Below are 23,955 nucleotides of genomic sequence, written 5' to 3' on the forward strand. Positions count from 1 at the left end.
ATCTTCCACAGTATATGGTAACCCTGTAGCCAATCAATGTTTAGCCGGCGATTTCGAGGGTGACGGAAGGACCGACATAGTCTGCTATCCCGGCAACGGTGGGACTTGGAATATGGCTCTATCCGGATTAGCAACAGAAACTGGGTGGTCTTCCATTATGTCCTGGTCCGGACCGACGCTTAATACAGGCTCTCCTACTGTCAGTGCCGGCTATGACTGTCTGACCGGCGATTTCGATGGTGACGGAAAAACCGATCTGACCTGCTGGGGCGGAAGCAGTACTTGGTATATGGCGTTATCTTCAACAAGAACCGGCGCCGGATGGCAGACCCAGAACTGGGCTGGCCCAACGTTAACATTTTCGAACGTAGCTATTCTTGTGCCCGACAAATGTATAACCGGCGATTTCAATGGCGACGGAAAGACAGCCCTGGCCTGCTTCGACAGCGGTGCATGGACATTGGCCTTATCCACTGGAAGAAGCTGGGAAGTTCCGAGCTGGAATGGGGGCCCGGCAATTAGTCCAAATCTATCCATCAGAGATCAATGTATTTGGGGCGATTTCAACGGTGATGGGGTAACCGACGCGGCCTGCTATACCGGGGCATCGCCTTATAACTGGAATATGACACTGTCAATCTCAAACGCATGGATGCATCAGGATTTGGAAGGTCCAATACTGCAGAACTCCCATGTCGGCTATCAGTGTCTGACCGGCGACTTCAACGGCGACGGGAAAACCGACTTTGCCTGCCTCGATAACTATGGTTCCGGCAGCGGTGGAACCTGGAATGTGGCATTATCATATGGAACCGGCTGGTATCAAAAGTATTTGCAGTGGGAGGGTCCGGCACCAAAACCAGATGTCCCCGTCGGCAGGCAGTGCACGGTCGGCGATTTCGACGGTAACGGGAAAACAGACGTGGCGTGCTATTCAGGCATCGGCGGAGCTTGGAATGTGGCTCTGTCATACGACGATCATTACTGGACAACCGACTTACTCACCTCGATTTACAACGGTCTCGGCTCAAAAACCGACATCGAATACTGGCCTTCAACAGCTAGTGATCCGAATATTCAGCTTCCATGGCTGGACCATCATAATCCCCGCCTTCCCTTTCCTGTCCATACAGTCCACTCCGTAACGACGTGCGACAACTACACAAGTTCAAGCTGTGTCGGCAATTCATCCGTGACAAACTACAGTTTTGCCGGCGGGTTCTATCAAATCTACGAACACGACTTTCGAGGGTTCAATTATGCGAAGGTCACCGGCCCTGCGGGGCCGGACGGTGAACAGAAAATAGTCGAGACATGGTTCCACCAGGGAGACGACTTGGCTGTTGATGCGAATGATCCTGGCGCGCTATATGATGACACGAAGGGGAAACCGTACCGTACCCGCGTCTCAGGAATTGCGAATGGACAGGCGCTCGCAACGTACTCTGAGGTGGAGACAACCTATACTACCGTGGCTGATGCCTATCATGTAGCCCCAGGCCAGATAGACATATACTGCTGCGCAGATGGCGTCTCAGGTGCATGTAAGGGCAGCACCAATGCCCGACATACGCAGACTTCTTACACCTATGATCAATACGGCAACGTGAAGCGTGAAAACCAATACGGCGACGTAAGCGACCCAACCGATGACCGCACTGTTCTCAGAGGTTACGTCCAAAATCAAGACGCCTGGATCGTGGGCCTTCTCTCCAGTGAAACCGTTTATCAAGGCATTGGTCTGCAAACTCCGGTTTCCTCCACAAATTATGACTATGACGGGGCTACCGATTGCTCGACTTATTCGCCGACCACGTCACCGGTGAAGGGCAACCTCACCCGTGCCGTCCGTTGGTATAATGGGGGGACGAACACGGAGACCTGGACAAGATATGACGGTTACGGCAACCCAGTTTGCAGCAAGGATGCAAATGACAATATCACCAGAGTAAGCTACGACAACACTTTTACTTTCCCCAAAATAAGCACCAATCCCTTGGAACAGCCGACAACCACCCAGTATTACGGCGTGGATGGTGTACCTGCGGATTATGGACTCTATGGCCAGATAAAGAGCATCACTGACCCTAACAACGCTGTGACTTCTTATGAATATGATCGTTTCGGCAGAAGAACCAAAGCAAACAGGCCGAACTTCGAATGGACGGAGTGGAGGTATAATAGTTTCGGTACGGTCGGCTATCAGCATGTGCGGGTCAATACCTCCGCCGGCTTCTGGTCTGAGGATTATTTTGACGGTCTGGGGCGGACGTTCAAGGAAAGGAAGAGTGGGCCGGATGCGAAGACCATTGTTGCCGACACCCGGTATGACAGACGCGGAGCCGTAGCGCAGGCGTCGCTCCCCTATTTCGAAGGAACTGAGACACCCAGGTACAAGTTGTTCACCTACGATCCGATGGGCCGCGTAACACAGGCGACCAGCCCTGACCCGAACATTCGGATATTGTCCTGCTTTGATGAAGGGGTTATGGTGACCATCGACCCCAACAACCACCGCAAGCGGGAGAGCAGGGACGTTTACGGCCGCCTCGTGAAGGTGGAGGAATACACCGGGACCTATGCCGCCTGTTCGACGGAGGCAGGGACCCCGTATGCAACTACCAGCTACAGTTACGACGTGCTGGGGAACCTCCGTTTCGTGACCGACACCAAGGGGAACCAGACCGAGATGCGCTACGACACCCTCGGTCGTAAATACTACATGAAAGACCCTGACATGGGTGCGTGGAGCTATGGCTACGCCGCAAACGGCAACCTGACTGCCCAAACAGATGCCGATAGCCAGACCATCCGGTTCACCTACGACCCGTTGAACAGGATCACCCTTAAGGACTACCCCAGCGGCACAGACGTCGTCTATACCTATGACGAATCATTTTCCTCAAACCCCCTGGGTCGCCTCACCACCATGACCGACGAGTCGGGAAACACTAAATATTTCTACGACTCGTTAGGGAGGATTACAAAAACAGTTAAGACAGTGGATGGGAAAAGCTATACGATCGAAGTTGGGTACACAAAGTTCGACAGGATCTGGTACATTAATTACCCGGACACTGAGCAAGTCCTCTACGAATATGACACGGGCGGAAACATCTACAAGGTGGGTAACTACGCCACTTTTACCAATTACAACGCCCTCGGTCAGCCGGGCTCCCTCAACTTCGGCAACGGCGTGAGCACCATTTATCAGTACTATCCCCTCAACAACCGCCTTTACTCAATCACCACCAACAGCCCGACCCAGGGCCTCATCAACCTTTCCTATGGCTACGACAATCAGGGAAACATCACCAGCATCACCGATCACCTCAACGCGTCCATCCCGCACAACTTCACTGGCAGAAGCTTCACCCTCTATCCAGGCAAGGCTCACGCCTACGGCATCACCGGCACAGGTTTCCAGTACGGCCCCAGCGGGAACATGACCAACAACGGTCAGTACAGCATCCTCTACACCTACGACAACATGCCCCGTTCCATAGGGGGGGCGGTAAGCTACGTCTACGACGGCAACGGAAGCAGGGTGAAGAAGATCACCCCTGCAACCACAAGGACTTACTTGGATAAGTTCTATGAGTGCGTTGGAGATGTCTGCGGCAAATACATATTTGCCGGTAATACCAGGATTGTGCTGAAGAGTTCCTTGGGGACCTATTACTACCACCAGGACCACCTGGGGAGCACCGTTGCAGCGACCGACACGGGCGGCAACAAGGCGGAAAACATCGCCTATTATCCCTTCGGTGAAAGCAGGTCGGATACCGGCAGCACTGGGGTGATCCACAAATACACCTCGCAGGAGCTGGACTATGAGACAGGGCTCTACAACTACAACGCACGGCTGTATTATCCGGAGATCGGGAGGTTTATTACTGCGGATACGATTGTGCCTGATTATGCGAATCCGCAGAGTCTGAACAGGTACGCTTATGTTCAAAATAATCCTATGAATTATGTGGATCCAACTGGTCATGAAGATATTTATATTCTTAGAGATGTTTTTGAATTGTCGAATATACAAACAGGTCCTTCACTAGCTGATACCTTTATCGAAGATTTGCCAGGGGATGCCAACGGATTATATTTGCCATATCCGTATTTAGGTGAAGTCAATACGGGGACACCTTTCCTCAATTCAGCTGTAAATGGGGTTATCTCAGACTTCTCAACAGCCGCTTATTATGGAAATATTACTTATAGTATTCTCGGCTTAAATAATGTCAATCTACAAGATCTGAGCAGGGCCAATGACTACCTAACCGCTGGGTCTCTAGCACTCATGCTATTTCCTCCTACAGCTCCTTTTGGTGCGGCCGCGCTCACAACAACTGGTTTAGTTGGCGTAAGTTTAGGCGTTACGGAGGGTATTATAACAAGTAGTGCCAATAAAATATTATCAAGTGCGGCTGAGTTCAGCATAGGGATGGGAGCAGGAAGATTGGCAAGGAGAGTAGCTGGCCTAACTGCTGTTAAATTCAATTTTAAGGCGAGCAGATACTATTCAGAGGCAACAGGTAGATTCGTAAGAACTAGTACAGGTCTAAACAGCTCCCAATTAAAAGAAGGAGCAGGGGCAATTTCTTCAATACCGTTCAAGCTGTCTCCCAATAATGACCCTTCTCAAGCAGGAGGTAGGCAATAGTGATGCAATATGGATTTCGGAGCACCAATGATAAATAATTGAGGAGTTGCATATGTTAGATCAAATTATAAAACTAATACTTACTGCTATGATTGGGATAGGTACATTAGCATGGGGAGTTCATGGTATTGCTAATAAGAAAAAGATCAAAGACCGAGCCGATTACATTTTGTCAGTGGGGCAGGTATTGGGTGGTATCGTGATTATTATAGCTGTAATAATATATTCAATATTCAAATTAAAACCCTGATTACTTGGAGAGATAAATGAAAAAGTATCTAGTTTTCATTGTGATGGCTGCGGTTTTATGCACACTTTCAGATATCGCCATGGCGGACAGTATCAAAGGTAGATTGGGCGTAACAGGACGGCTCGGGTTCATGGTTCCTTCCGGCAGCGAATTTACAAAAGTATCCCAATACACCATTATCCCTTCATTTTCTGTAGCTGTGCCCGAGACTGGTAAAGGAAAAGCTGACACGGCCTTTGCCGGAGGTGGCGGCTTTATTTACGGCATCACCGACAACTTTGCTCTTGAGGCTGATGTTACCCATACCCCCAATATTAACTATGTTTTTTTAGGACAAAAATCAGTAAGAATCACTACTACTAACGTTTCTCTAGGCTTCCAATACCGCTTCATTCCTGAGAGCAGGCTTGTACCTTACCTGGGGGCCGGAGTGGATTTCATTATCAGCGATGGCAAATACCAAGGCAGGGATGAATTGGATATTGAAACCCTTGTCGGCGACCATGTGAATGCCGGCGTTGATTTCTTCGTCACGAAACACATTGCCCTGAATGCCGATATCAGAGGTGTTCTGGCTCCCAAGGCAGAAGTCAACAACCGAAACTTATCGCTTCCGGAGAATTTGAAAACAGGCGAATACGATCCGATCAGCTTTGTCGCCCTTTTCGGCGTGAGGTTCTTTTTATACTGAGGAGTGCCGCAAAAGGCAGATCTGTGTAATTTGACAATAACGCAATACTTTAAATGCATTGCATGAGAGGGCCAGCATATGTCAATCAAACCAAAGTTCAAGGCATTAGTGACGTTGCTTATAATCGTTGTCAGTGTAATGTCTGCATCCGTGGCTTACGCAGCGGTGGCAACGTACAGCTATTGACGAACTGAACCGTTTGACACGGGTGGACTATGACGATGGGACATATATTGCTTACACTTATGACGAGATTGGGAATCGGCTAAATACTACTACAAATGCTCCCAGCGATACTACCCCGCCGACGGGGACAGTCGCAATAAACGGCGGATCGCCTGTCACCACTTCAACTGCCGTAACACTTTCGCTTAGCTGCAGCGATGCTAACGGCTGCGCTCAAATGCAATTCAGTAACGATAACGCAACTTGGTCGACGGTGGAAGCTTTTACGTCCACAAAGGCCTGGACATTGATCACAGGAGAAGGCGCAAAGACAGTCTATGTAAAATTCAAGGATACTGTCGGGAACTGGTCAACCGCAGTCGGTGATGCCATCGTGTTTGACACAACAGCCCCAACAACCACCGCTTCGCCTACAGGGGGGACATACACTACATCTTTATCGGTGACCCTGATGTGCAACGACGGGACAGGAGGCGGTTGCGACAAAATCTACTATACGACCGACGGCACAATACCCACGACGTCATCGAGCGTTTATTCAGCCCCAATACCCATGTCAGAGCCTACAACATTGAAATTTCTCGCGATAGACCTCGCCGGCTACAGCGAAGCGGTGAAGACGCAGACCTACACAATCGACACTATGCGGCCGACCGGTTCAGTATCAATTAACGGAGGTGCAAATTATACCAACGCTTCAACCGTAACATTAACCCTTTCCTGCACTGACAATTCAGGTTGTGACTATATGGAAATCTCGAACTATAACACTGTCTGGCAGGGACCATATGCGACAACCAAGGTATGGACTCTTCTTCCATCAGGAGACGGCGCCAAGACAGTCTACGTCAACTTCAGGGATACGGCGGGCAACTGGATGTCAACTTCCGTCAGTGCCACCATTGTGCTCGATACAACGGTCCCGGTGACCACCGTTTCGCCGACAGAGGGGACGTATAACGCCACCAAGTTGGTGACCCTGACATGCGGTGACGGGACGGGAGCAGGGTGCGACAAAATCTACTATACAACGGACGGTACAACGCCAACCACTGCATCGAGCGTTTATGCAGGAGCAATAACCGTAGCAGCAACCACGACACTGAAGTACTTCGCCACCGACGCTGCCGGCAACAGCGAAGCAGTGAAAAGTAAAGCATACATCATAGACACGACGCTGCCGGTAACTACTGTTTCACCGGCAGGAGGGGCGTACAATACCAGCCAGACGATATCCCTGACCTGCAGCGACGGCGCAGGAACAGGTTGTGATAAGATCTATTACACAACCAATGGTACAACCCCAACCACGTCGTCGAGCGTCTATTCAACCCCAATATCCGTGTCAACGACTACGACATTGAAGTTCTTTGCAACAGACCTTGCCGGTAACACTGAGGTTGTGAAAAACCAGACTTACACTATCGATATAACACCGCCGACCGGCACCGTAACGATCAATGCTGGAGCAAACTATACCAACACCGCGGCCGCAACGTTGACCCTTTCCTGCAACGACAGTGTTGGTTGCGACCAGATGCAGTTCAGCAACGACAACGCGAGCTGGTCGTCGCCTGAAACGCATATGACAACCAAGGTGTGGACCTTGGTCCTAGGAGATGGCACCAAGACCGTCTACGCCAAATTCAAGGACATGGCGGGCAACTGGTCAACCGCCGTCAGCGACACAATCGTATTTGATGCAACTGCACCGGTGACCACCGCTTCGCCGGCGGGAGGGGTGTATAACGCCGCCAAGTCGGTAACTATGACATGCGGTGACGGGACGGGAGCAGGGTGCGACAAAATCTACTATACAACCGACGGTACGACACCAACCACTGCATCGAGCGTTTATTCAGGAGCAATAACCGTAGCTGCAACCGCGACACTGAAGTACTTCGCGACCGACCTTGTCGGAAACAGCGAAACGGTTAAGTCCCAGACTTACACCATCGACACTACGCCTCCGGTGACTGCCGCTTCACCTGGTAGCGGCGCATACAATACCAGCCAGACAGTGACCCTGGCCTGTAATGACGGTGTTGGTTCAGGTTGCGACAAAATTTACTACACAACTAACGGAGCCACCCCAACCACGTCATCGAGTGTCTATTCAACCCCGGTAACCGTGTCCGCGACCACGACGTTGAAGTTTTTTGCAACAGACCTCGTCGGCAACAACGAAACAGTGAAGACCCAGACCTATACCATCGACACAACGCCGCCGACCGGCACCATCACAGTCAATAGTGGGGCAGCTTATGTCACAGCAGCAAACGTGACGCTGGCCCTTTCCTGCACCGACAGTGTTGGTTGCAGCCAGATGCAGTTCAGTAACGACAATTCCAACTGGTCGTCGCCTGAGTCATACGCGACGACCAAGGCGTGGACCCTGGCCACCGGAGACGGAAACAAAACGGTGTACGTCAAGTTCAAGGATACGGCGGGCAACTGGTCAACAGTTTACAGCGATACTATTTTGCTTGACGCAACAGCACCGGTAACAACCGCTTCACCTGCCGGAGGGTTCTACAATACCAGCAAGACTGTGACCCTGACGAGTAACGACGGTGCCGGGTTGGGCGTTGACAAGATTTACTATACCATCGACGGCACCACCCCCACCACATCGTCGAGCGTCTATGCAGACCCGATTAACATTACGGCCACAACCACCTTGAAGTTTTTTGCCACCGACCTGGCCGGCCACACAGAGACGGTGAAAACCAAGACCTACACCATTGACGTCATTGCGCCAACCGTAACCATTACTTCTCCTGCACTTGGCACAACCAACGACAATTCTCCCCTTCTGACCTATACTACAAATGACGGAACGTGGGTGTCTAATGTTGTAGTCAAGGTGGATGGCGTTATCGTAAGCAAGGTTTCCGGTTACAGTCTGGCTCCATTGGCTGATGGCATCCATACCGTACGGGTAGAAGCAACTGATTTGGCTGGCAATACCGGCTTTGCCGAAGTAGTCTTTACGGTTGCCCTTGCCTTTACTGGAAAAGAAGATTTTGAAACGGGTGACCTGACCCTTTTACCATGGGTTACTACGGGCAATGGGCAATGGTTTGTGCAAGACTCTGATGCGCATGGCGATTCTTATGCGGCACAAGCTCCGTCTATTGGTTTAGGCCAGAGTGCGGCCATGGAAGTATCAATGGATTGCACCACCGGCAATATAGACTTCTGGTATTCGGTCAATTCTTTATTTGATAATCTGACCTTCTATATTGACGGCGTTCAGCAGTTACAGAAATCCGGTTTCATCTCCTGGACCCAGGCGTCTTACGAAGTTACGGCCGGAAGGCACACCTTTAAGTGGGTTTACTCCAACGGTATGATAGTGCCCGTTGGTATTTACACTGCCATGGTGGACGATATAGTTTTTCCCATCGGCGCCGGCGACACGACGCCGCCTAGTGGCACCATAACGATAAACAGCGGAGCGGCCTACACAAAAACGACAGACGTGACGTTGGCGCTTTCCTGTACTGACAATTCCGGGGCATGTAGCCAGATGCAGTTCAGCACCGACAACGTGAGCTGGTCGACCCCTGAGGCATACAGTGCAACTAAGGCATGGACATTAACCGCCGGAGACAGCACCAAGAACGTGTACGTCAAATTCAAGGACGCGGCAGGCAACTGGTCAACAGCATACAGCGATGCCATTGGCCTTGACGCAACAGCACCGGCAACCACCGCTTCACCGGCCGGCGGGACCTATACAGCCATCCAGACGGTGACCCTGTCATGCAGTGACGGGCCCGGCGCAGGTTGCGACAAGGTCTACTATACAACCGACGGCTCCACCCCTACCACGTCATCGAGCGTCTATTCATGGGCCATAACCGTAGCGTCAACTCAAACTTTAAAATATTTCGCGACCGACCTTGCCGGTAACAGCGAAACGGTGAAGTCCCAAAGTTATACCTTTGATACAACCCCGCCGACCGGCACCATAACGATCAACACCGGGGCAGCCTATACCAAAACGACAGCCGTGACGCTGACCCTTTCCTGCACCGACAATGCCGGGGCCTGTAACCAGATGCAGTTCAGCAACGACAACGCAAGCTGGTCGACACCCGAGGCGTATGCGACGACCAAGGTTTGGACCTTTGCCACCGTCGACGGCATCAAGACCATATATGTCAAATTCAGAGATGAGTCAGGCAACTGGTCAACCGTGTCCATCGATACTATAGTGCTTGACGCAACCAACCCGGTGACCACCACTGCCCCGGCAGGAGGAGCATATAATACTAGCCAAGCGGTTACCCTGACTTGCAGTGACGGGACCGGCACAGGGTGCGATAAAATCTATTACACGACAGACGGCGCAACACCCACGACTTCATCGAGTGTCTATTCAGGGGCATTAACTGTAGCTGCGACTACGACAGTGAAGTATTTTGCAACCGATCTCGCCGGCAACAGCGAGGCGGTGAAGAGTCAGGCATATACCATCACCGCCAGCGACACGACTCCGCCGAGCGGCACCATAACGATAAACAGCGGAGCGGCATACACCAAAACGACAACTACAACGTTGTCTCTTTCCTGCACCGACAATGCCGGGGCCTGTAACCAGATGCAGTTCAGCAACGACAACGCAAGCTGGTCGGCGCCCGAGGCATACGCGACGACCAAGGCGTGGACATCGGCCACGGGAGACGGAACGAAGACCGTCTATGCCAAGTTCAAGGACGCAGCGGGCAACTGGTCGAGTGTCGTAAGTGATACGATTGTTCTTGATTCCACCACTCCAGTAGTAGCCATCACATCTCCGACAACCGGTACGACAACCGACAATACGCCGCTTTTGACTTATACGGCAAGTGACGGAACAGTGGTGGTAAAGGTTGACGGGAGTATCGTCAATAAGGTTTCCGGCACCAGCCTCGATACATTGGCTAACGGTTCACATAACGTACGGGTCGAAGCGACGGATGCGGCAGGCAATATCGCCTTTGCCGAGGTAACCTTTACTGTCAGCGCTTCTGTAACCGGCACCGAGGATTTCGAGACCGGCAATCTGAGCAATTTCCCTTGGATCACCTCCGGCAATGGTTTATGGGCTGTGAAGAGCACCAAAGCGCACGGTGGAGCTTATTCTGCACAAGCTCCGTCAATTACAGTCGGCCAAAGTGCGGCCATGGAAGTAACCATGGACTGCACCGCGGGCAACATCAGCTTCTGGTATGCGGTTAATTCTCTGTTTGATAATCTGAAATTTTATATTGACGGCGTTCTGAAATTGCAGAAATCCGGTTCCGTTTCCTGGACCCTAGCGTCTTACGGGGTTACAACCGGAAGACACACCTTCAAGTGGGTTTACTCATACAGTATGACAGGATCGGCTGCATCTACCGCCTGGGTGGATGATATAACCTTCCCAATTCCGTGAAGTTAACGCCGGGTAAAATCAAGAAGAATAGGGCGGGGAATCCACCGTCCTATTCTTGATTCAAACACCGGCGGTATTCCCACCATCACTACTTCATGTTGTACAACACACCTACATTCCCTCGGAAGAGGGGGAGACGATTGGGCATGGTTAGATTTTCGCACTTTGGCCTGTCACCACAGGCCATAGCCGTTTCCTTCTCCCATTTGAGAGACCATGCATAATTGCCCTTCGGCGGCAATCTTGGCCTTCTCCTCCATATACCTGTTCGCTCAGTGTTTGGCGAGGCCCCCCTCTCGTTCGACCTTGCCGGAAGCCCGGCTCATTTCCTCAAATGTAGTATCCATGTGGCGAGAAGCACCGGCTAACAATGAGAAAAATAGGGCCGCCACGGGGGCAGAGGAAAAAGCGGCGACTGTACTTTTTTGTAGTTGCGTTTGTAAATGTTAATTTGTCGGATATAATATTTATCGTCGCAGGAGCAGGGGTGATTTTCGTTTCTTGGAGCTGAAAGAAGTGTAGGAGGTTAAGATGCACGGTTTGGTTGCTCATAAAAATCTATTTTTTGTGCTGCTTTTCATCACGATTCTTTTGAGTGTGAACGAGGTTTATGCGCTTACCATAGACTCCGTAAAACGCACAAGTCCAGCCGAGCCAACCACCAACGCGGCGAGCGTCGACTACACGGTCATCTTCAGCGAAGCAGTCACTGGCCTTACGGCGAGCAACTTCACCGTGCCGGTGACCGGCATAAGCGGTGCAGGGGTGACCTCGGTCACCGGCTCTGGGACCACTTGGACGGCTACCGTAGGAACCGGGAGCGGCGACGGTACGCTCGGCTTCACCATGGAGAACTCCACAGGGGTCACGGACACGGTGGGCAACGCCGTGGCCAACCTTCCATTCGACGGAGAGATTTACACCATCGACAAAACCGTGCCGACGGTGACCATTGGCTCGACGGCAGCGAATCCGACCAGTGTCTCTCCCCTCCCGGTCACTGTTACCTTCAGCGAGGCGGTGACCGGCTTTACGGCTGAAGATATCGTCGTCGGCAACGGCACGGCTGGAGCCTTTGCTGGTAGCGGCGCCACCTATACCTTTAACGTAACCCCCACAGCCAACGGTCCGGTGACTGTCGATATCGCCGCCGGGGCCGCCTTGGATGCGGCCGGCAACGGCAACAGCGCGGCAGTGCAGTTCAGCCGCAATTATGACAATTCTGCGCCGACGGTGACCATCGGCTCGACCGCAGCCGATCCGACCAGGGTCTCTCCCATCCCCGTGACGGTCACCTTCAGCGAGGCAGTGACCGGGTTTGCGGCTGAAGATATCGTCGTCGGCAACGGCACTGCCGGAGCCTTTGCTGGTAGCGGCGCCACCTATACCTTTAACGTAACCCCCACGGCCAACGGTCCGGTGACCGTCGATATCGCCGCCGGGGCCGCCTTGGATGCGGCCGGCAACGGCAACAGCGCGGCAGTGCAGTTCAGCCGCAATTATGACAATACGACGCCGACGGTGACCATCGGCTCGATGGCAGCCGATCCGACCAATGTCTCTCCCATCCCCGTGACGGTCACCTTCAGCGAGGCGGTGACCGGGTTTGCGGCTGAAGATATCGTCGTCGGCAACGGCACTGCCGGAGCCTTTGCTGGTAGCGGCGCTACCTATACCTTTAACGTAACCCCCACGGCCACCGGTCCGGTGACCGTCGATATCGCCTCCGGGGCCGCCCAGGATGCTGCCGGCAACGGCAACAGCGCCGCTTCCCAGTTGAGCCGCAATTATGACAATACTGTGCCGACGGTGACCATCGGCTCGACGGCAGCCAATCCGACCAACGTCTCTCCCATCACCGTGACTGTCACCTTCAGCGAGGCGGTGACCGGGTTTGCGGCAGGAGATATAACCGTCGGCAACGGCACGGTGACGTCCGGCTCCTTCACCGGAAGCGGTGCCACGTACACCTTTAGCGTCATCCCCACCGCCAACGGAGCGATGACTGTCGCTATCGCCGCCGGTGTCGCCCAAGATGCGGCCGGCAACGGCAACAGCGCGGCAGTGCAGTTCAGCCGCAATTATGACAATACTGTGCCGACGGTGACCATCGGCTCGACGGCAGCCAATCCGACCAGGGTCTCTCCCATCCCCGTGACGGTCACCTTCAGCGAGGCGGTGATCGGGTTTGCGGCAGGAGATATAACCGTCGGCAACGGCACGGTGACGTCCGGCTCCTTTGCCGGGAGCGGTGCCACGTACACCTTTAGCGTCACCCCCACCGCCAACGGAGCGGTGACCGTCGATGTCGCCGTTGGTGTCGCCCAGGATGCGGCCGGCAACGGTAACAGCGCCTCCTCCCGGTTCAGCCGGATTTACGACAATACCGCGCCGACCATGGACGCCGCCGCATCATACGTAAACTCGACCCATGTGGATGTGACCTTCAGCGAGGGGGTTATTGGCGCAGATGTTGCCGCAAACTACACCGCACCCGGTCTGACCATAACTGCGGCAGTATCACAGGGGGGCGCCACGTATCGTCTAACCACCAGTCTCCAGGGAATAGGAACCACCTATAACATAACCGCCAACAACATCTCCGACCCGGCGGGCAACGCCCTGAGCAGCAGCGACAAGACCGCAACCTTCACCAGGACTTCAGCCTCGAACTCCGCTCCGACCACACCGACCCTCAACGCGCCGCCAAACGGGACTTTCAATGTTAATGAAGTCAACACGCTCACTCCCACCCTTGCAGTCAATAACTCAACCGATGTTGACCTGGACCCACTGAGCTACACCTTTGTGGTAGACACGGTCAACACCTTTGACAGCCCCAATAAAAAGACATCAACCCTTGTCCCCTCCGGGGCCGGCACAACGAGTTGGACCATTCCATCATCGTCTCCGCTTGTTGACAACACCACCTGGTACTGGCGCGTCACGGCTACCGACGGCAACAAGGGTTCCTCCCCCTCACAGACGGGCAGCTTCTTCGTCAACACCGTCAACGACGCGCCTGCCGGCCTTGCCGTCAGCTCACCCACCAACGACCCCAAAACAGAGGTAACGGACCTGCAGCCTCTCCTCACCGTCACCAACGCGACGGATCTGGATAACGACACTCTCACCTACGAATTTGAGGTAGCCACGGACGGCAGCTTTACAAACGTCGTGGCAAAGGCGGTCACTGGTGTTGCGCAGGGCACGGCCGGGACTACTACCTGGAAAGTATCGCCCGCGCTTAACGACAACACCCAGTACCACTGGAGGAGCAGGGCAAAAGACCAGCACGGGTTGCCCGACAGCAGTTATAGTGGCTGGGTGACCGCCACATTCTTCACCAATACGAGCAACGACGCGCCGTCTGCCCCGACGGTCAACGCACCGCTGAACAATAATGAAATATCCACCACGCTCACCCCCACGCTCACGATCAACAATTCCACGGATCCGGACCGGGACCCTCTGACCTATACCTTCGAGATCGACACGGACAATAAATTCAACAGTCCCAACAAACAGACCTCCCCCGTGATAGCCGAAGACGCGGGGACAACGACGACGAGCTGGACGCCGGCAACATTGAGTGACAACACCATCTGGTACTGGCGGGTCAAGGTGACAGATATTCACAATGCCGAGGCATGGATGTCAACCGGACCCGATAAGAATTACAGTACCTTCTTCATCAATCAATTCAATGAGGCACCGACCGTGCCGGTGGTAACAAGTCCTGCCGAAAACGGCGAAGTGGATTCACTCAACCCGATACTTACCGTCAATGCCACGGACATCGACCAAGACCCCCTCACCTATGATTTCGAGGTATATAGTGACATCAGTCTCAATTCCTCGGCGCGGGTAGCCCGCGCCACAGATCAGGGGCCAAACTGGACGGTTGTCGCCAATCCACCACTTGTCGATAACACCCGCTATTACTGGATAGTCAGTGCGAAAGACGTACATGGCGTATATAGCGGCTGGATGGCGGCGAGCTCGTTCATCGTCAAGAACAAGGGGGACAACAACCTGCCGCCGAGCATCGAAATAACCTCTCCCGGTGCAGCAGAACCGGTGACCAACGCCAAAACCTTTACCATCGGCTGGAACGCCGCCGACCCGGACAGTCCGGCCTTTATCACTCTCTATTATGGCAACGACACCAGCGGAAACGACCTCAAACAGATAGTCTCCGGCATAAGCAAGGATGACACCGTTAAAAGCTTCAATTGGGACACCTCGCTCCTTAGCGATGGGCCTTATTATGTTTATGGCAAAATTGAAGACGGGAAATCAACCATATATGCGCACAGCGCCGGACCGCTGGTCATAGACCGGACACCGCCGAATGTACCGGTTGTGTCCGGGCCGACATTGACTAATAGCCCGACTCCGACCTGGAGCTGGAGCTCGGGAGGCGGGGGCGGCAATGGGACCTACCGTTACAAGTTGGGGAACAACGATCTTACAACAGGCGCGACTGAGACCGCAGGCTTGACCTTTGTGCCAGGGGCGGCGCTGGGCGAGGGGAATCACACCCTATACGTGCAGGAACGCGACCTGGCGGGGAATTGGTCTGACAACGGCAGCTTCGCCATAGAAGTGGATACCGTGGCTCCAACGGCTACCCTGAGCGGCGCACCGACAGGGGAGACTCAGGCGACCAGCGCCACTCTGACCGTCGGCGGGGATGGTGTCGTAGCATACAAATTTCAACACAGATACAACCAGGGCATAGTCGCAGACTATGCTGACGAAACGCCTGTCTCAGTACCAATCAGCCGTTCTACCCTTGGTGAAGGGGGGCACACCATAGCCGTCATCGGCAGGGACAGCGCCGGCAACTGGCAGGCCAGCGAAACGACGACAAGCTGGATCGTTGATACGATTCCGCCGATGGCCGTCATCAAAGACGCTCCGCCTGATCCGAACAATAGAACAAACGTCAACCTTACCGTCGGCGGGGACGGTGTCGTCGCCTATCGTTACAAGCTCGACGACGGCGCTTATTCCGCCGAAACACCCATCGCTACCATGATCAACCTTGCCTCTCTTGCCGAGGGGACGCACACTGTGGCCGTCATCGGCAGGGACAGCGCCGGCAACTGGCAAGCAGAAGCAAACGCCAAGATCATCGGCTGGATGGCGGATCTGACTGTTCCGGCATTAAGCGTCTCCACCCTTCCTGACGGCTCATTCACCAGCAAGGCGGAGCTGAACATTACGGGGAGCGTCACCGACGCCAATCTCGTGAGGAGTCTTGTCCTCAACTTCACAGCCGACGGCGTTGTCGGCTCAGACAATTTAACGGTCGATGCGAATGACGCGTTCAATTATCTATTGACCTTGTCTGCCGGTGTGAACGTCATAACCATCACCGCCACCGACATGGCAGGGAACCAAATGATTGATACGAGGACGATAACCTATGATTCGAGTGGGCCCCAAATCACCATTTCCGCTCCGGCGGACAACATCAAGACCGGCAAGCCGACCGTCGACGTCAAGGTCGGCACGGATGAGCCCGCCATCGTCGAGATCGTCGTTTACGACGGGTCGCAAACGGAACTCTCCAGAAAGTCTTCATCGGTACCGGACAAGAGCTTTGCCGCAACCTTGGATCTCGTTTACAACATCAACACTCTTGTGGTGACGGCCACGGACGCAACCGGGAACAAAAGTTCGGACAAGAGGACCGTGATTTACGACAACCAGAAACCGACACTTGCCATAACCGACCCGGCCCAGGACATCAGGACCGACCTGAGTATCATGACCTTAAAGGGTGTCGTCTCCGATACCTTGGGTGCCGTTACCGTGACCGTAGCCCAATTAACCCAAGACGGGAACGCTGAAGTTCTCAACCCGCCTCCCACGCTTACCGACAGCGAAACCGGGCAGACCTTCGAACAATCGATAACCTTTACGGGAAACAGGGTCTATCGCTTCGTCGTAACGGCAACGGACGAAGTGGGGAACGAAACCAGCGTCCAGCGAAATATCGTTTATGCCAAGCCGTCCAGAGGCGATTTAAACGGTGACCGCAATGTGGATATTCTGGATGCTTTGACAGCGCTGCAGATTTCAACGGGTTTAGTGGCACAAACAGATATCGCCCTGATTAATGGTGACGTCGCCCCGTTGGTAAACGGCAAATCCGTTCCCGACGGGAGGATAGATGTGGGCGATGCGGTGATAATCCTGAAAGTGGTGGTAAATCTGATCACTTTGTAGAGCCTAACCCCGATGAACGGGATAAGTCCCTTCACGAAAAATTCTTCGCAAAAAACATGCAAATAATTTTTCTAAGTGACTAACGGAAAATGCAGAGGGTGGAGCGAAATGAAAAAACGTATACTGTTCAGGCTGATTTTGTCCCTGTGGGTAATGAGCGTTTTTGGCTGCGGATTCGGCGGTTTCAGCGACAGCAGCAACAGCGGAACGTCGTCCGGCGATTCGGATTCCGCTAACGACACAAAAGTAAGCGGGGTGGTTTCCAAGGGCCTATTCAAAAACGGGACCGTGCGTTTCTATGCAGTCAACTTTGACGGCAGCGAAACATTGTTGAAGACGACATCTATCGGGGCATTCGGAAATTATTCGGCAAGGCTCAGCTCGCAGAAAACGATCACAAGCGGCTCCTACAACGGGGTGGTGCTGATAAAGGCAACCGGTTCCTATATCGATGAGGCAACCGGTGCCGAATTGACCATCGATGACAGCCATCCGCTGCGGGCGATCATCGCAAATCCGTCGGGAACGTTGAATGCATCGGTGACGGCTCTTACGGAACTTGCAACGAGGAAGGCGCTCGCGGTTCAGCGTACGGGCAATCAGCTTGCCGCCACAGATGTAACCAATGCAAATGCCCTGGTTTCTGAAATGTTCAAGGTTGACATCATTGCCACTAAACCGGTGGAACCCGACCTTTCTGATTACGGGTTCGGCAGAGCGTCAACTACCCAGGCGCAGAAAGACTATACCCTGGCGCTGGCGGCCATCTCTCAGATGGCCAGGAACAATGCCGGAACTTTGGCCAGCACATTGAACGTCCTTGCCGACGATATTGCAGACGGGGCTATTACTGCCGAAAACGCCACCACTCTCCAGACGGCCTTGATAACTTTTTTGGCCTCGGATAGAAACGTTACCGGCGTCAAGAGCATCAACTCGACAAATCTTGCCAACGCGGGCGGTAGCTTAAAAATCGTCAGGCTCGGGACTGCCGAGAAATTGGGCGCCGGCAATATTATCGGCGGGGTTACGGTAACGTTGAAACTGCCGCCGGGGGTGACGCTAAGAGCTGACTTGTCCGCCCCTGAAATAGCAGAAAAAGAACCACTTAGCGGGGTTGTGAAAGGGTCGGGAGTTATCGCGGCAGGGGTATACGTAAAAGCGAGCTACATCGCGTCATCCGGGGCGCTTCCTGGCATGGTGACCCTCTCTCTGGCGGGCGCCCACGGGTTTGCGGTGGGTGAGTTTGCAACAATAATGTGTGATGTTCCGGCAGGGATGTCTCTTAATTCGACCAATTTCAGCATCTACAAAAACCTTAACGATCCCAACGATCCTAAAAACTTCAAGGCGGTTGACGGAAACGGAGCGGCCTTCCCGGCGGATATCATTACTGTCGAGGTATTGCCGGATTGACGCAGCACTGTCCGGTTAGGAAATTGCATCTTAGCGTCCGGGTTTGAAACTACTGCCTTTCACCCTCCCCCAGCCCCTCCCATCGAAGGGAGGGGGGCCTAAAATCCCCTCTCCCCTGGTGGACCCAAATTGCGGGCCTAAAGGAGAGGGCCAGGGTGAGGGGGAAATGTGCAGATTGCAAGAATCTAACTGAACACTGCTGGGATTGACATGAATTTTAAACCTGAAAAAAGCAGTTATTGTTTCGGTGGTTAAATATAGGTTATTTGTTGCCCATCGTAGACAATGTGATCCTCTGGAAAATGCCCTGGCCCGCCGAGTTGCCGGTATTTACAGCCCCTCTGTCAGATTCGTCCCATAGTTTTATCCTTGACGCCGCCGTTTCCAGCTTCCCGGAAAAAACCGCTCCCCATGGAAATGGTGTTTCAAGCCCATGGCCGACTATCTTTCCCAACTCATCGTCCCTGACTTTTACCTCCGACATGAGGGGGTCGCGCCAGGGCTGTTCCTCATCTTCAGATGTGGACTGGCTCAACCACCCTCTTGTCGAAGTTACAACCGGTTCCTCTGCTTTTCCCCACGCAGGGATCAGGCATACGAGGAGCCAGACTATGGCGGTGACTTTTTTCATCTTCCCAATGGCTCCTTTATTGGTAAATGATGTTGAGCGAAAACGGTAAACGAAAGCAAATACTGTCATCTAACGATCAAATATGATGAGACATGATTGGATGCTATTAATCTAATAGCAAAGTGCGTACCAACTTGCAACTATCTGATTTTGCACGGTTTGTCTGGGGGGGTTCTCAACACATGTAAAGAATGCGTACAGGTGAAAAAAGTTTCCGCGGCGACTTTATCCGGAGAAATGCGATATAAATCAGTGGGTTATGCGTCTGGTGAAGGGGGGAGACGTGCTGTAAAAAAAATATTACAATTGATCTGTTGAGTTACAGATGAGTACAGAGAATTCAATTGTCTCATATGGATGCGGCCTTTCGCAAGAGCCTCAGCTTTTCTGCAAATTGCTCATGATTTCATCCACTTCATCGGCCCCTTTTTCGTAAAGCTTTTCCTCGTCGGGGGCAAGGTGGTAGAGGAGTTTCAGAAACTCTCCGGCATGGACCCGCTCTTCGTCGGCAACATCCTTCAGCACTGCCCGGGCGAACGGGTTGTCAACCGATTCGGCAAGCTGCATGTACATCTGCACTGCTTCGTACTCTGCCGCTACAAGAAAACGAACGGCGCGTATCAGTTCTTCGTGGGTCAATTTGCGATCATTGGCGAGGCCGGAAAATGGTGATCCGAAGTCAGGCATGATATGATCCTCCTATGACGGGTATTGGTAAGAGAAGTATAGTCAAGGCGGATGAAACATCAAGCAGATGCAGCAACATTTTGTCGTTGTCGGACATAACGATAATCCGCGATGGGGTTGAATTTTTCTCAATTTGTCATTCAGGTTGCCGTCCTTGACATGCCATCTCATTTTCTGTATAAAAATCAGGTTGCTTTATCAAGGCAAAAAGGGGCGCATGATGTTCATCCTTGCCAATTTTCTCAATGCAGTAGCCTATGTTCTGGAATTCGTCCTCAATATCTACATGTACATCATAATTGCCCGGGCAATACTCTCCTGGGTCAATCCCGATCCATACAATCCGATTGTCAACTTTCTCTACCGGGCAACCGATCCTGTTCTTTATCGGGTCCGGCGCATGCTTCCCGATATGGGCGGGTTGGATCTTTCGCCGCTGATCGTACTTCTGATCATTTTTTTCCTGCAGAAATTCCTCGTCAACTCGATTTTTGAACTGGTGAGCAGAATGAAATTCGGTTTGGGAGTCATGCCGTGAAAATTACACCACTCGATATCCAGCAGCAGCAGTTCAAGGGTAAAATGATAGGCGGCTTGGATTCGGAGGATGTGGATGCCTTCCTCCAGGTGGTGGCCCAGGAAATGGAAACGCTGATCCGTGAAAATACCGAACTCAAGGAGCAGCAAAGCCGGAACGCGGCAGCCATCGCCGCCATGGAAGGGCAGGAGTCAAAGTTGCGCGACGCAGTGCTGGCTGCACAGCAAATTTCCGAAGATATGAAGGCCAATGCCCGGAAAGAGGCGACCCTGCTGATTTCGGAAGCTGAATTAAAGGGCGAAAGAATCCTTGCCGATGCCGAAAAAAAGCTGGTCGAGTTGAATAACCAGATACAGGAGTTGCGCAGGGAGAAGCTCCAGTTTGAAACCGCGTTGAAATCCCTTCTGGATACCCACTATAAAATGCTTTCCCTAAATGAAGAATGAGAGCGATACAGGCGGCCTGAAGATAACCGAGACCGCCGACGGTGTTATTTTCACGGTTCATGTCCAGCCGCGTGCCTCGCGCAACGAAATTTGCGGCGTTCAGGGAGATGAGCTGAAGCTGCGCCTGACAGCGCCACCGGTGGAAGACGCCGCCAACAAGCTCTGTGTCGAGCTCCTGGCCAAGGCGCTGAAGGTTGCCAAGTCGCGGGTAACCATAACAGCCGGCGCCAAATCAAGGCACAAGACCGTCAAGGTGGAAGGCATCACCACGGAGCCGGTGTTATCACTGCTCAAATGACATGTGAGGAGATTTGCAGATGAAAGCCAAGGATATAAGGGATCATCTACCGCTCGCGATTGCTCTTCGCCATGACTAAAAGTCTGACGTCTTAGCGAATCGGTCTTGACAAAATGGCTGTCGAATACATATATTAATTAGAAGAAGAACGTATAAACAGGAGGTTGATTAAAAATGCCACTCTACGAATACCAATGCAACAGTTGCGGCGATCAGTTTGAATTGCGCCAGAAATTTTCCGATGCCCCGGCCAGCGAATGCCCGAAATGCGGCGGGGAGGTAACGAAACTCATATCCCAGGCCGGGTTCTCCCTCAAAGGCGGGGGATGGTATAACGACGGTTACGGCAGCAAAAAGAGTTCCGATGCGCCGGCCTGCCCTTCGGGCGGCAGTTGCGCCGGATGCCCTTCGGCCTCGGCGTAGAACGACTCAAAGAATCCTCCTTTCGGGGGATTTTTTTTTGCCCGTAATCTGCCGGAAATCGCTTTACAAATCCCGTCGCGTTACTTTATTATCTCTAGGAGCCTGTCGGACTTAGGAATGAATCTACTGCGAGAATGGCAAATCGGTCCATATTCCCGTAAATTTTCGACGAATAGGTCCACTATTAGCTCTCAAATTTCCGGAAATCTGTCCTCGATTTTCCATCCTCTCGCTACGATTCCCTAAGTCCGACAGACTCCTAGTTTGAAAATGTTAAAAGGAGTTTATATTTATGGCTAAAATTATTGACGGCAAGGCGATTGCGGCGAAGATCCGCGGAGAGATAACGGCCGAGGTGGCGAAACTGGCGAGCAAGGGGGTAACGCCGGGACTGGCGGTTGTTCTGGTGGGTGAAGACCCGGCCAGCAAGGTCTATGTGAGCATGAAGGAGAAGGCATGCAAGGATGTGGGTATCTTCTCCGATGAATACAAGCTCCCGGTTGATACAAGCGAAGCAGATCTGCTGCTCCTGATCCACAAACTCAATAGCGACCCGAAGATTCACGGCATCCTCATCCAGCTCCCCCTGCCGAAGCAGATCGATACCGAGAAGGTTCTCGAAGCGATCTCGCCGGAAAAGGATGCGGACGGCTTCCACCCTTACAATGTGGGGCGCCTGGTCATCGGCAAGCCGCTCTTCCAGCCCTGCACCCCTTACGGCGTCATGGTCATGCTCAAAGAAGCCGGCGTGGAACTGGCCGGCAAAGAGGTGGTGGTCGTCGGCCGCTCCAACATCGTCGGCAAGCCTGTCGCCTTCATGTGTCTCCAGCAGAACGCGACCGTGACCCTTTGCCACTCAAAGACCCGGGACCTGGCCGCCAAGGTGGGCATGGCCGATGTGGTCATTGCCGCAGTCGGCCAGCCGGAGATGATCAAGGGGGCGTGGATCAAGGAAGGGGCCGTGGTCATCGACGTCGGTGTCAACCGGGTCGGCGAGAAGAAGCTGGTGGGGGATGTGGAATTCGATGCCGCCGCAGAGCGCGCCTCGGCCATAACCCCGGTGCCGGGCGGAGTCGGCCCCATGACCATCACCATGCTCCTTTACAACACCCTGGAAGCGGCTAAAAGGCGGTAGATGGTCGGCGGTCGGCAGTCGGTGGTTTGTCTTCCATCGACCATCGACCATCGACCGCCGACCGGTTTTCAATATCTGCAACCATCGAAAAGGGCGGTAGCTGGTCGATGGTCGGCAGTCGGTGGTTTGTCTGCCATCGACCGCCGACCGCCGACCGGTTTTTCAATATCTGCAACCATCGAAAAGGGCGGTAGCTGGTCGGTAGTCGGCAGTCGGTGGTTTGTTTGCCATCGACCATCGACTGCCGACCGCCGACCGATTTAAACCATGATCGTCAGCAAGCAAAAACCCATAGATGAAATCCTTGCCGCACTGGCCGGGGACGGGAAAATCTTTCTCATCGGCTGTGCAAAATGTGCCACGGTCTGCAAGGCGGGCGGCGAGGAAGAGGTCTGGCAGATGCAGGAAGTCCTGACCTCCGCCGGCAAAGAAGTGACCGGCTCGGTGGTTATCGACGAGGCCTGCCACATGCTCCGCTCCGGCCGCGACCTGCGCGCCAAAAAGGAAATGGTCGAAGAGGCCGATGCGCTCCTGGTGCTGGCCTGTGGCGCGGGGATCCAGTCGATCTCCGCCGGGACGCCGAAAAAGACCGTTGCCGGCCTTGACACCCTCTTTCTCGGCAATATCCGCCGGTTCGGCCAGTTCGAGCAGAAATGTTCCCTCTGCGGCGAATGCATTCTGACCGAGACCGGCTGTATCTGTCCGGTGACGGTATGTCCCAAGGGTCTCCTCAATGGCCCGTGCGGGGGGATGGACTCTGGTCACTGCGAGACCGACCCGGAAAAGGAGTGCGTCTGGTTTCAGATTTATGAACGCCTTCAGGCCCAGGGAACCGTGGAAAAACTGAAGAAAACGGTGCCGCAGAAAGACTTTTCGAAGATGCTCAAGCCGGGTAAATTGGGGATCGGAAAATAACGGATACT

The 23,955-nt window shown here is 53.3% G+C and carries 15 protein-coding genes; 13 read left to right on the plus strand and 2 right to left on the minus strand.

Translation table 11 applies throughout. The features are described 5' to 3' along the window. Window positions 1-157 precede the first annotated feature (157 nt). From GURA_RS05915 to GURA_RS05940, 6 genes are all read left to right on the plus strand, one after another. Window positions 158-4,666 carry an RHS repeat-associated core domain-containing protein gene (locus GURA_RS05915; RefSeq protein WP_198134529.1) on the plus strand — a complete coding sequence of 1,503 codons (4,509 nt, stop codon included), beginning with the start codon at window positions 158-160 and terminating at the stop codon, window positions 4,664-4,666. A 52-nt stretch (window positions 4,667-4,718) separates the two neighbouring features. After that, entirely contained in the window at window positions 4,719-4,916 is a 198-nt protein-coding gene (locus GURA_RS05920; protein ID WP_041245299.1) for a hypothetical protein, read from the plus strand. 16 nt (window positions 4,917-4,932) lie between these two features. Beyond that, window positions 4,933-5,607: a porin family protein gene (locus GURA_RS05925; RefSeq protein ID WP_011938085.1), complete on the plus strand. Its 675-nt coding sequence runs from the start codon at window positions 4,933-4,935 to the stop codon at window positions 5,605-5,607. Between the two features lie 472 nt (window positions 5,608-6,079). Then, window positions 6,080-11,218 carry a chitobiase/beta-hexosaminidase C-terminal domain-containing protein gene (locus tag GURA_RS24885; protein ID WP_232278979.1) on the plus strand — a complete coding sequence of 1,713 codons (5,139 nt, stop codon included), beginning with the start codon at window positions 6,080-6,082 and terminating at the stop codon, window positions 11,216-11,218. Between the two features lie 531 nt (window positions 11,219-11,749). After that, the gene (locus GURA_RS05935; protein ID WP_011938087.1) at window positions 11,750-17,458 is read left to right on the plus strand and encodes an Ig-like domain-containing protein; all 5,709 of its coding nucleotides are present in this window, start codon (window positions 11,750-11,752) and stop codon (window positions 17,456-17,458) included. 108 nt (window positions 17,459-17,566) lie between these two features. Then, window positions 17,567-18,874: a hypothetical protein gene (locus tag GURA_RS05940; protein WP_011938088.1), complete on the plus strand. Its 1,308-nt coding sequence runs from the start codon at window positions 17,567-17,569 to the stop codon at window positions 18,872-18,874. Between the two features lie 262 nt (window positions 18,875-19,136). Here the strand turns inward: GURA_RS05940 and GURA_RS05945 are convergent, their stop codons facing one another. Together GURA_RS05945 and GURA_RS05950 are read right to left on the minus strand one after the other, a co-directional pair. Next, window positions 19,137-19,505, minus strand: coding sequence for a hypothetical protein (locus GURA_RS05945; protein WP_157046133.1), 369 nt, complete (start codon window positions 19,503-19,505; stop codon window positions 19,137-19,139). Window positions 19,506-19,883: 378 nt separating this feature from the next. Then, window positions 19,884-20,192 (minus strand): ferritin family protein, encoded by a 309-nt coding sequence (locus tag GURA_RS05950; RefSeq protein WP_011938090.1) that lies wholly within the window; start codon window positions 20,190-20,192, stop codon window positions 19,884-19,886. Between the two features lie 217 nt (window positions 20,193-20,409). On the opposite strand from GURA_RS05950, the gene GURA_RS05955 reads away from it, so the two are divergent. From GURA_RS05955 to GURA_RS05980, 7 genes are all read left to right on the plus strand, one after another. Further along, on the plus strand, window positions 20,410-20,730 hold the full coding sequence (locus GURA_RS05955) for a YggT family protein (protein WP_327049735.1): 321 nt from the start codon (window positions 20,410-20,412) through the stop codon (window positions 20,728-20,730). Continuing rightward, window positions 20,727-21,176, plus strand: coding sequence for a DivIVA domain-containing protein (locus GURA_RS05960; protein ID WP_011938092.1), 450 nt, complete (start codon window positions 20,727-20,729; stop codon window positions 21,174-21,176). Before GURA_RS05955 ends, GURA_RS05960 begins: the two co-directional genes overlap by 4 nt. Continuing rightward, window positions 21,166-21,474 (plus strand): DUF167 domain-containing protein, encoded by a 309-nt coding sequence (locus tag GURA_RS05965; RefSeq protein ID WP_011938093.1) that lies wholly within the window; start codon window positions 21,166-21,168, stop codon window positions 21,472-21,474. Before GURA_RS05960 ends, GURA_RS05965 begins: the two co-directional genes overlap by 11 nt. A 174-nt stretch (window positions 21,475-21,648) precedes the next feature. Then, window positions 21,649-21,897 carry an FmdB family zinc ribbon protein gene (locus GURA_RS05970; RefSeq protein WP_011938094.1) on the plus strand — a complete coding sequence of 83 codons (249 nt, stop codon included), beginning with the start codon at window positions 21,649-21,651 and terminating at the stop codon, window positions 21,895-21,897. A gap of 292 nt (window positions 21,898-22,189) precedes the next feature. After that, window positions 22,190-23,032 carry a bifunctional methylenetetrahydrofolate dehydrogenase/methenyltetrahydrofolate cyclohydrolase FolD gene (gene folD / locus GURA_RS05975; protein ID WP_011938095.1) on the plus strand — a complete coding sequence of 281 codons (843 nt, stop codon included), beginning with the start codon at window positions 22,190-22,192 and terminating at the stop codon, window positions 23,030-23,032. Then, a complete protein-coding gene (locus GURA_RS24135; RefSeq protein ID WP_157046134.1) occupies window positions 23,033-23,296 on the plus strand; it encodes a hypothetical protein in 264 nt (87 codons plus the stop codon). A gap of 3 nt (window positions 23,297-23,299) precedes the next feature. Next, window positions 23,300-23,947 carry a methylenetetrahydrofolate reductase C-terminal domain-containing protein gene (locus GURA_RS05980; RefSeq protein WP_011938096.1) on the plus strand — a complete coding sequence of 216 codons (648 nt, stop codon included), beginning with the start codon at window positions 23,300-23,302 and terminating at the stop codon, window positions 23,945-23,947. Window positions 23,948-23,955: the final 8 nt, after the last annotated feature.

Source organism: Geotalea uraniireducens Rf4, assembly GCF_000016745.1.
In the GTDB taxonomy this organism is placed as follows: Bacteria; Desulfobacterota; Desulfuromonadia; order Geobacterales; family Geobacteraceae; genus Geotalea; species Geotalea uraniireducens.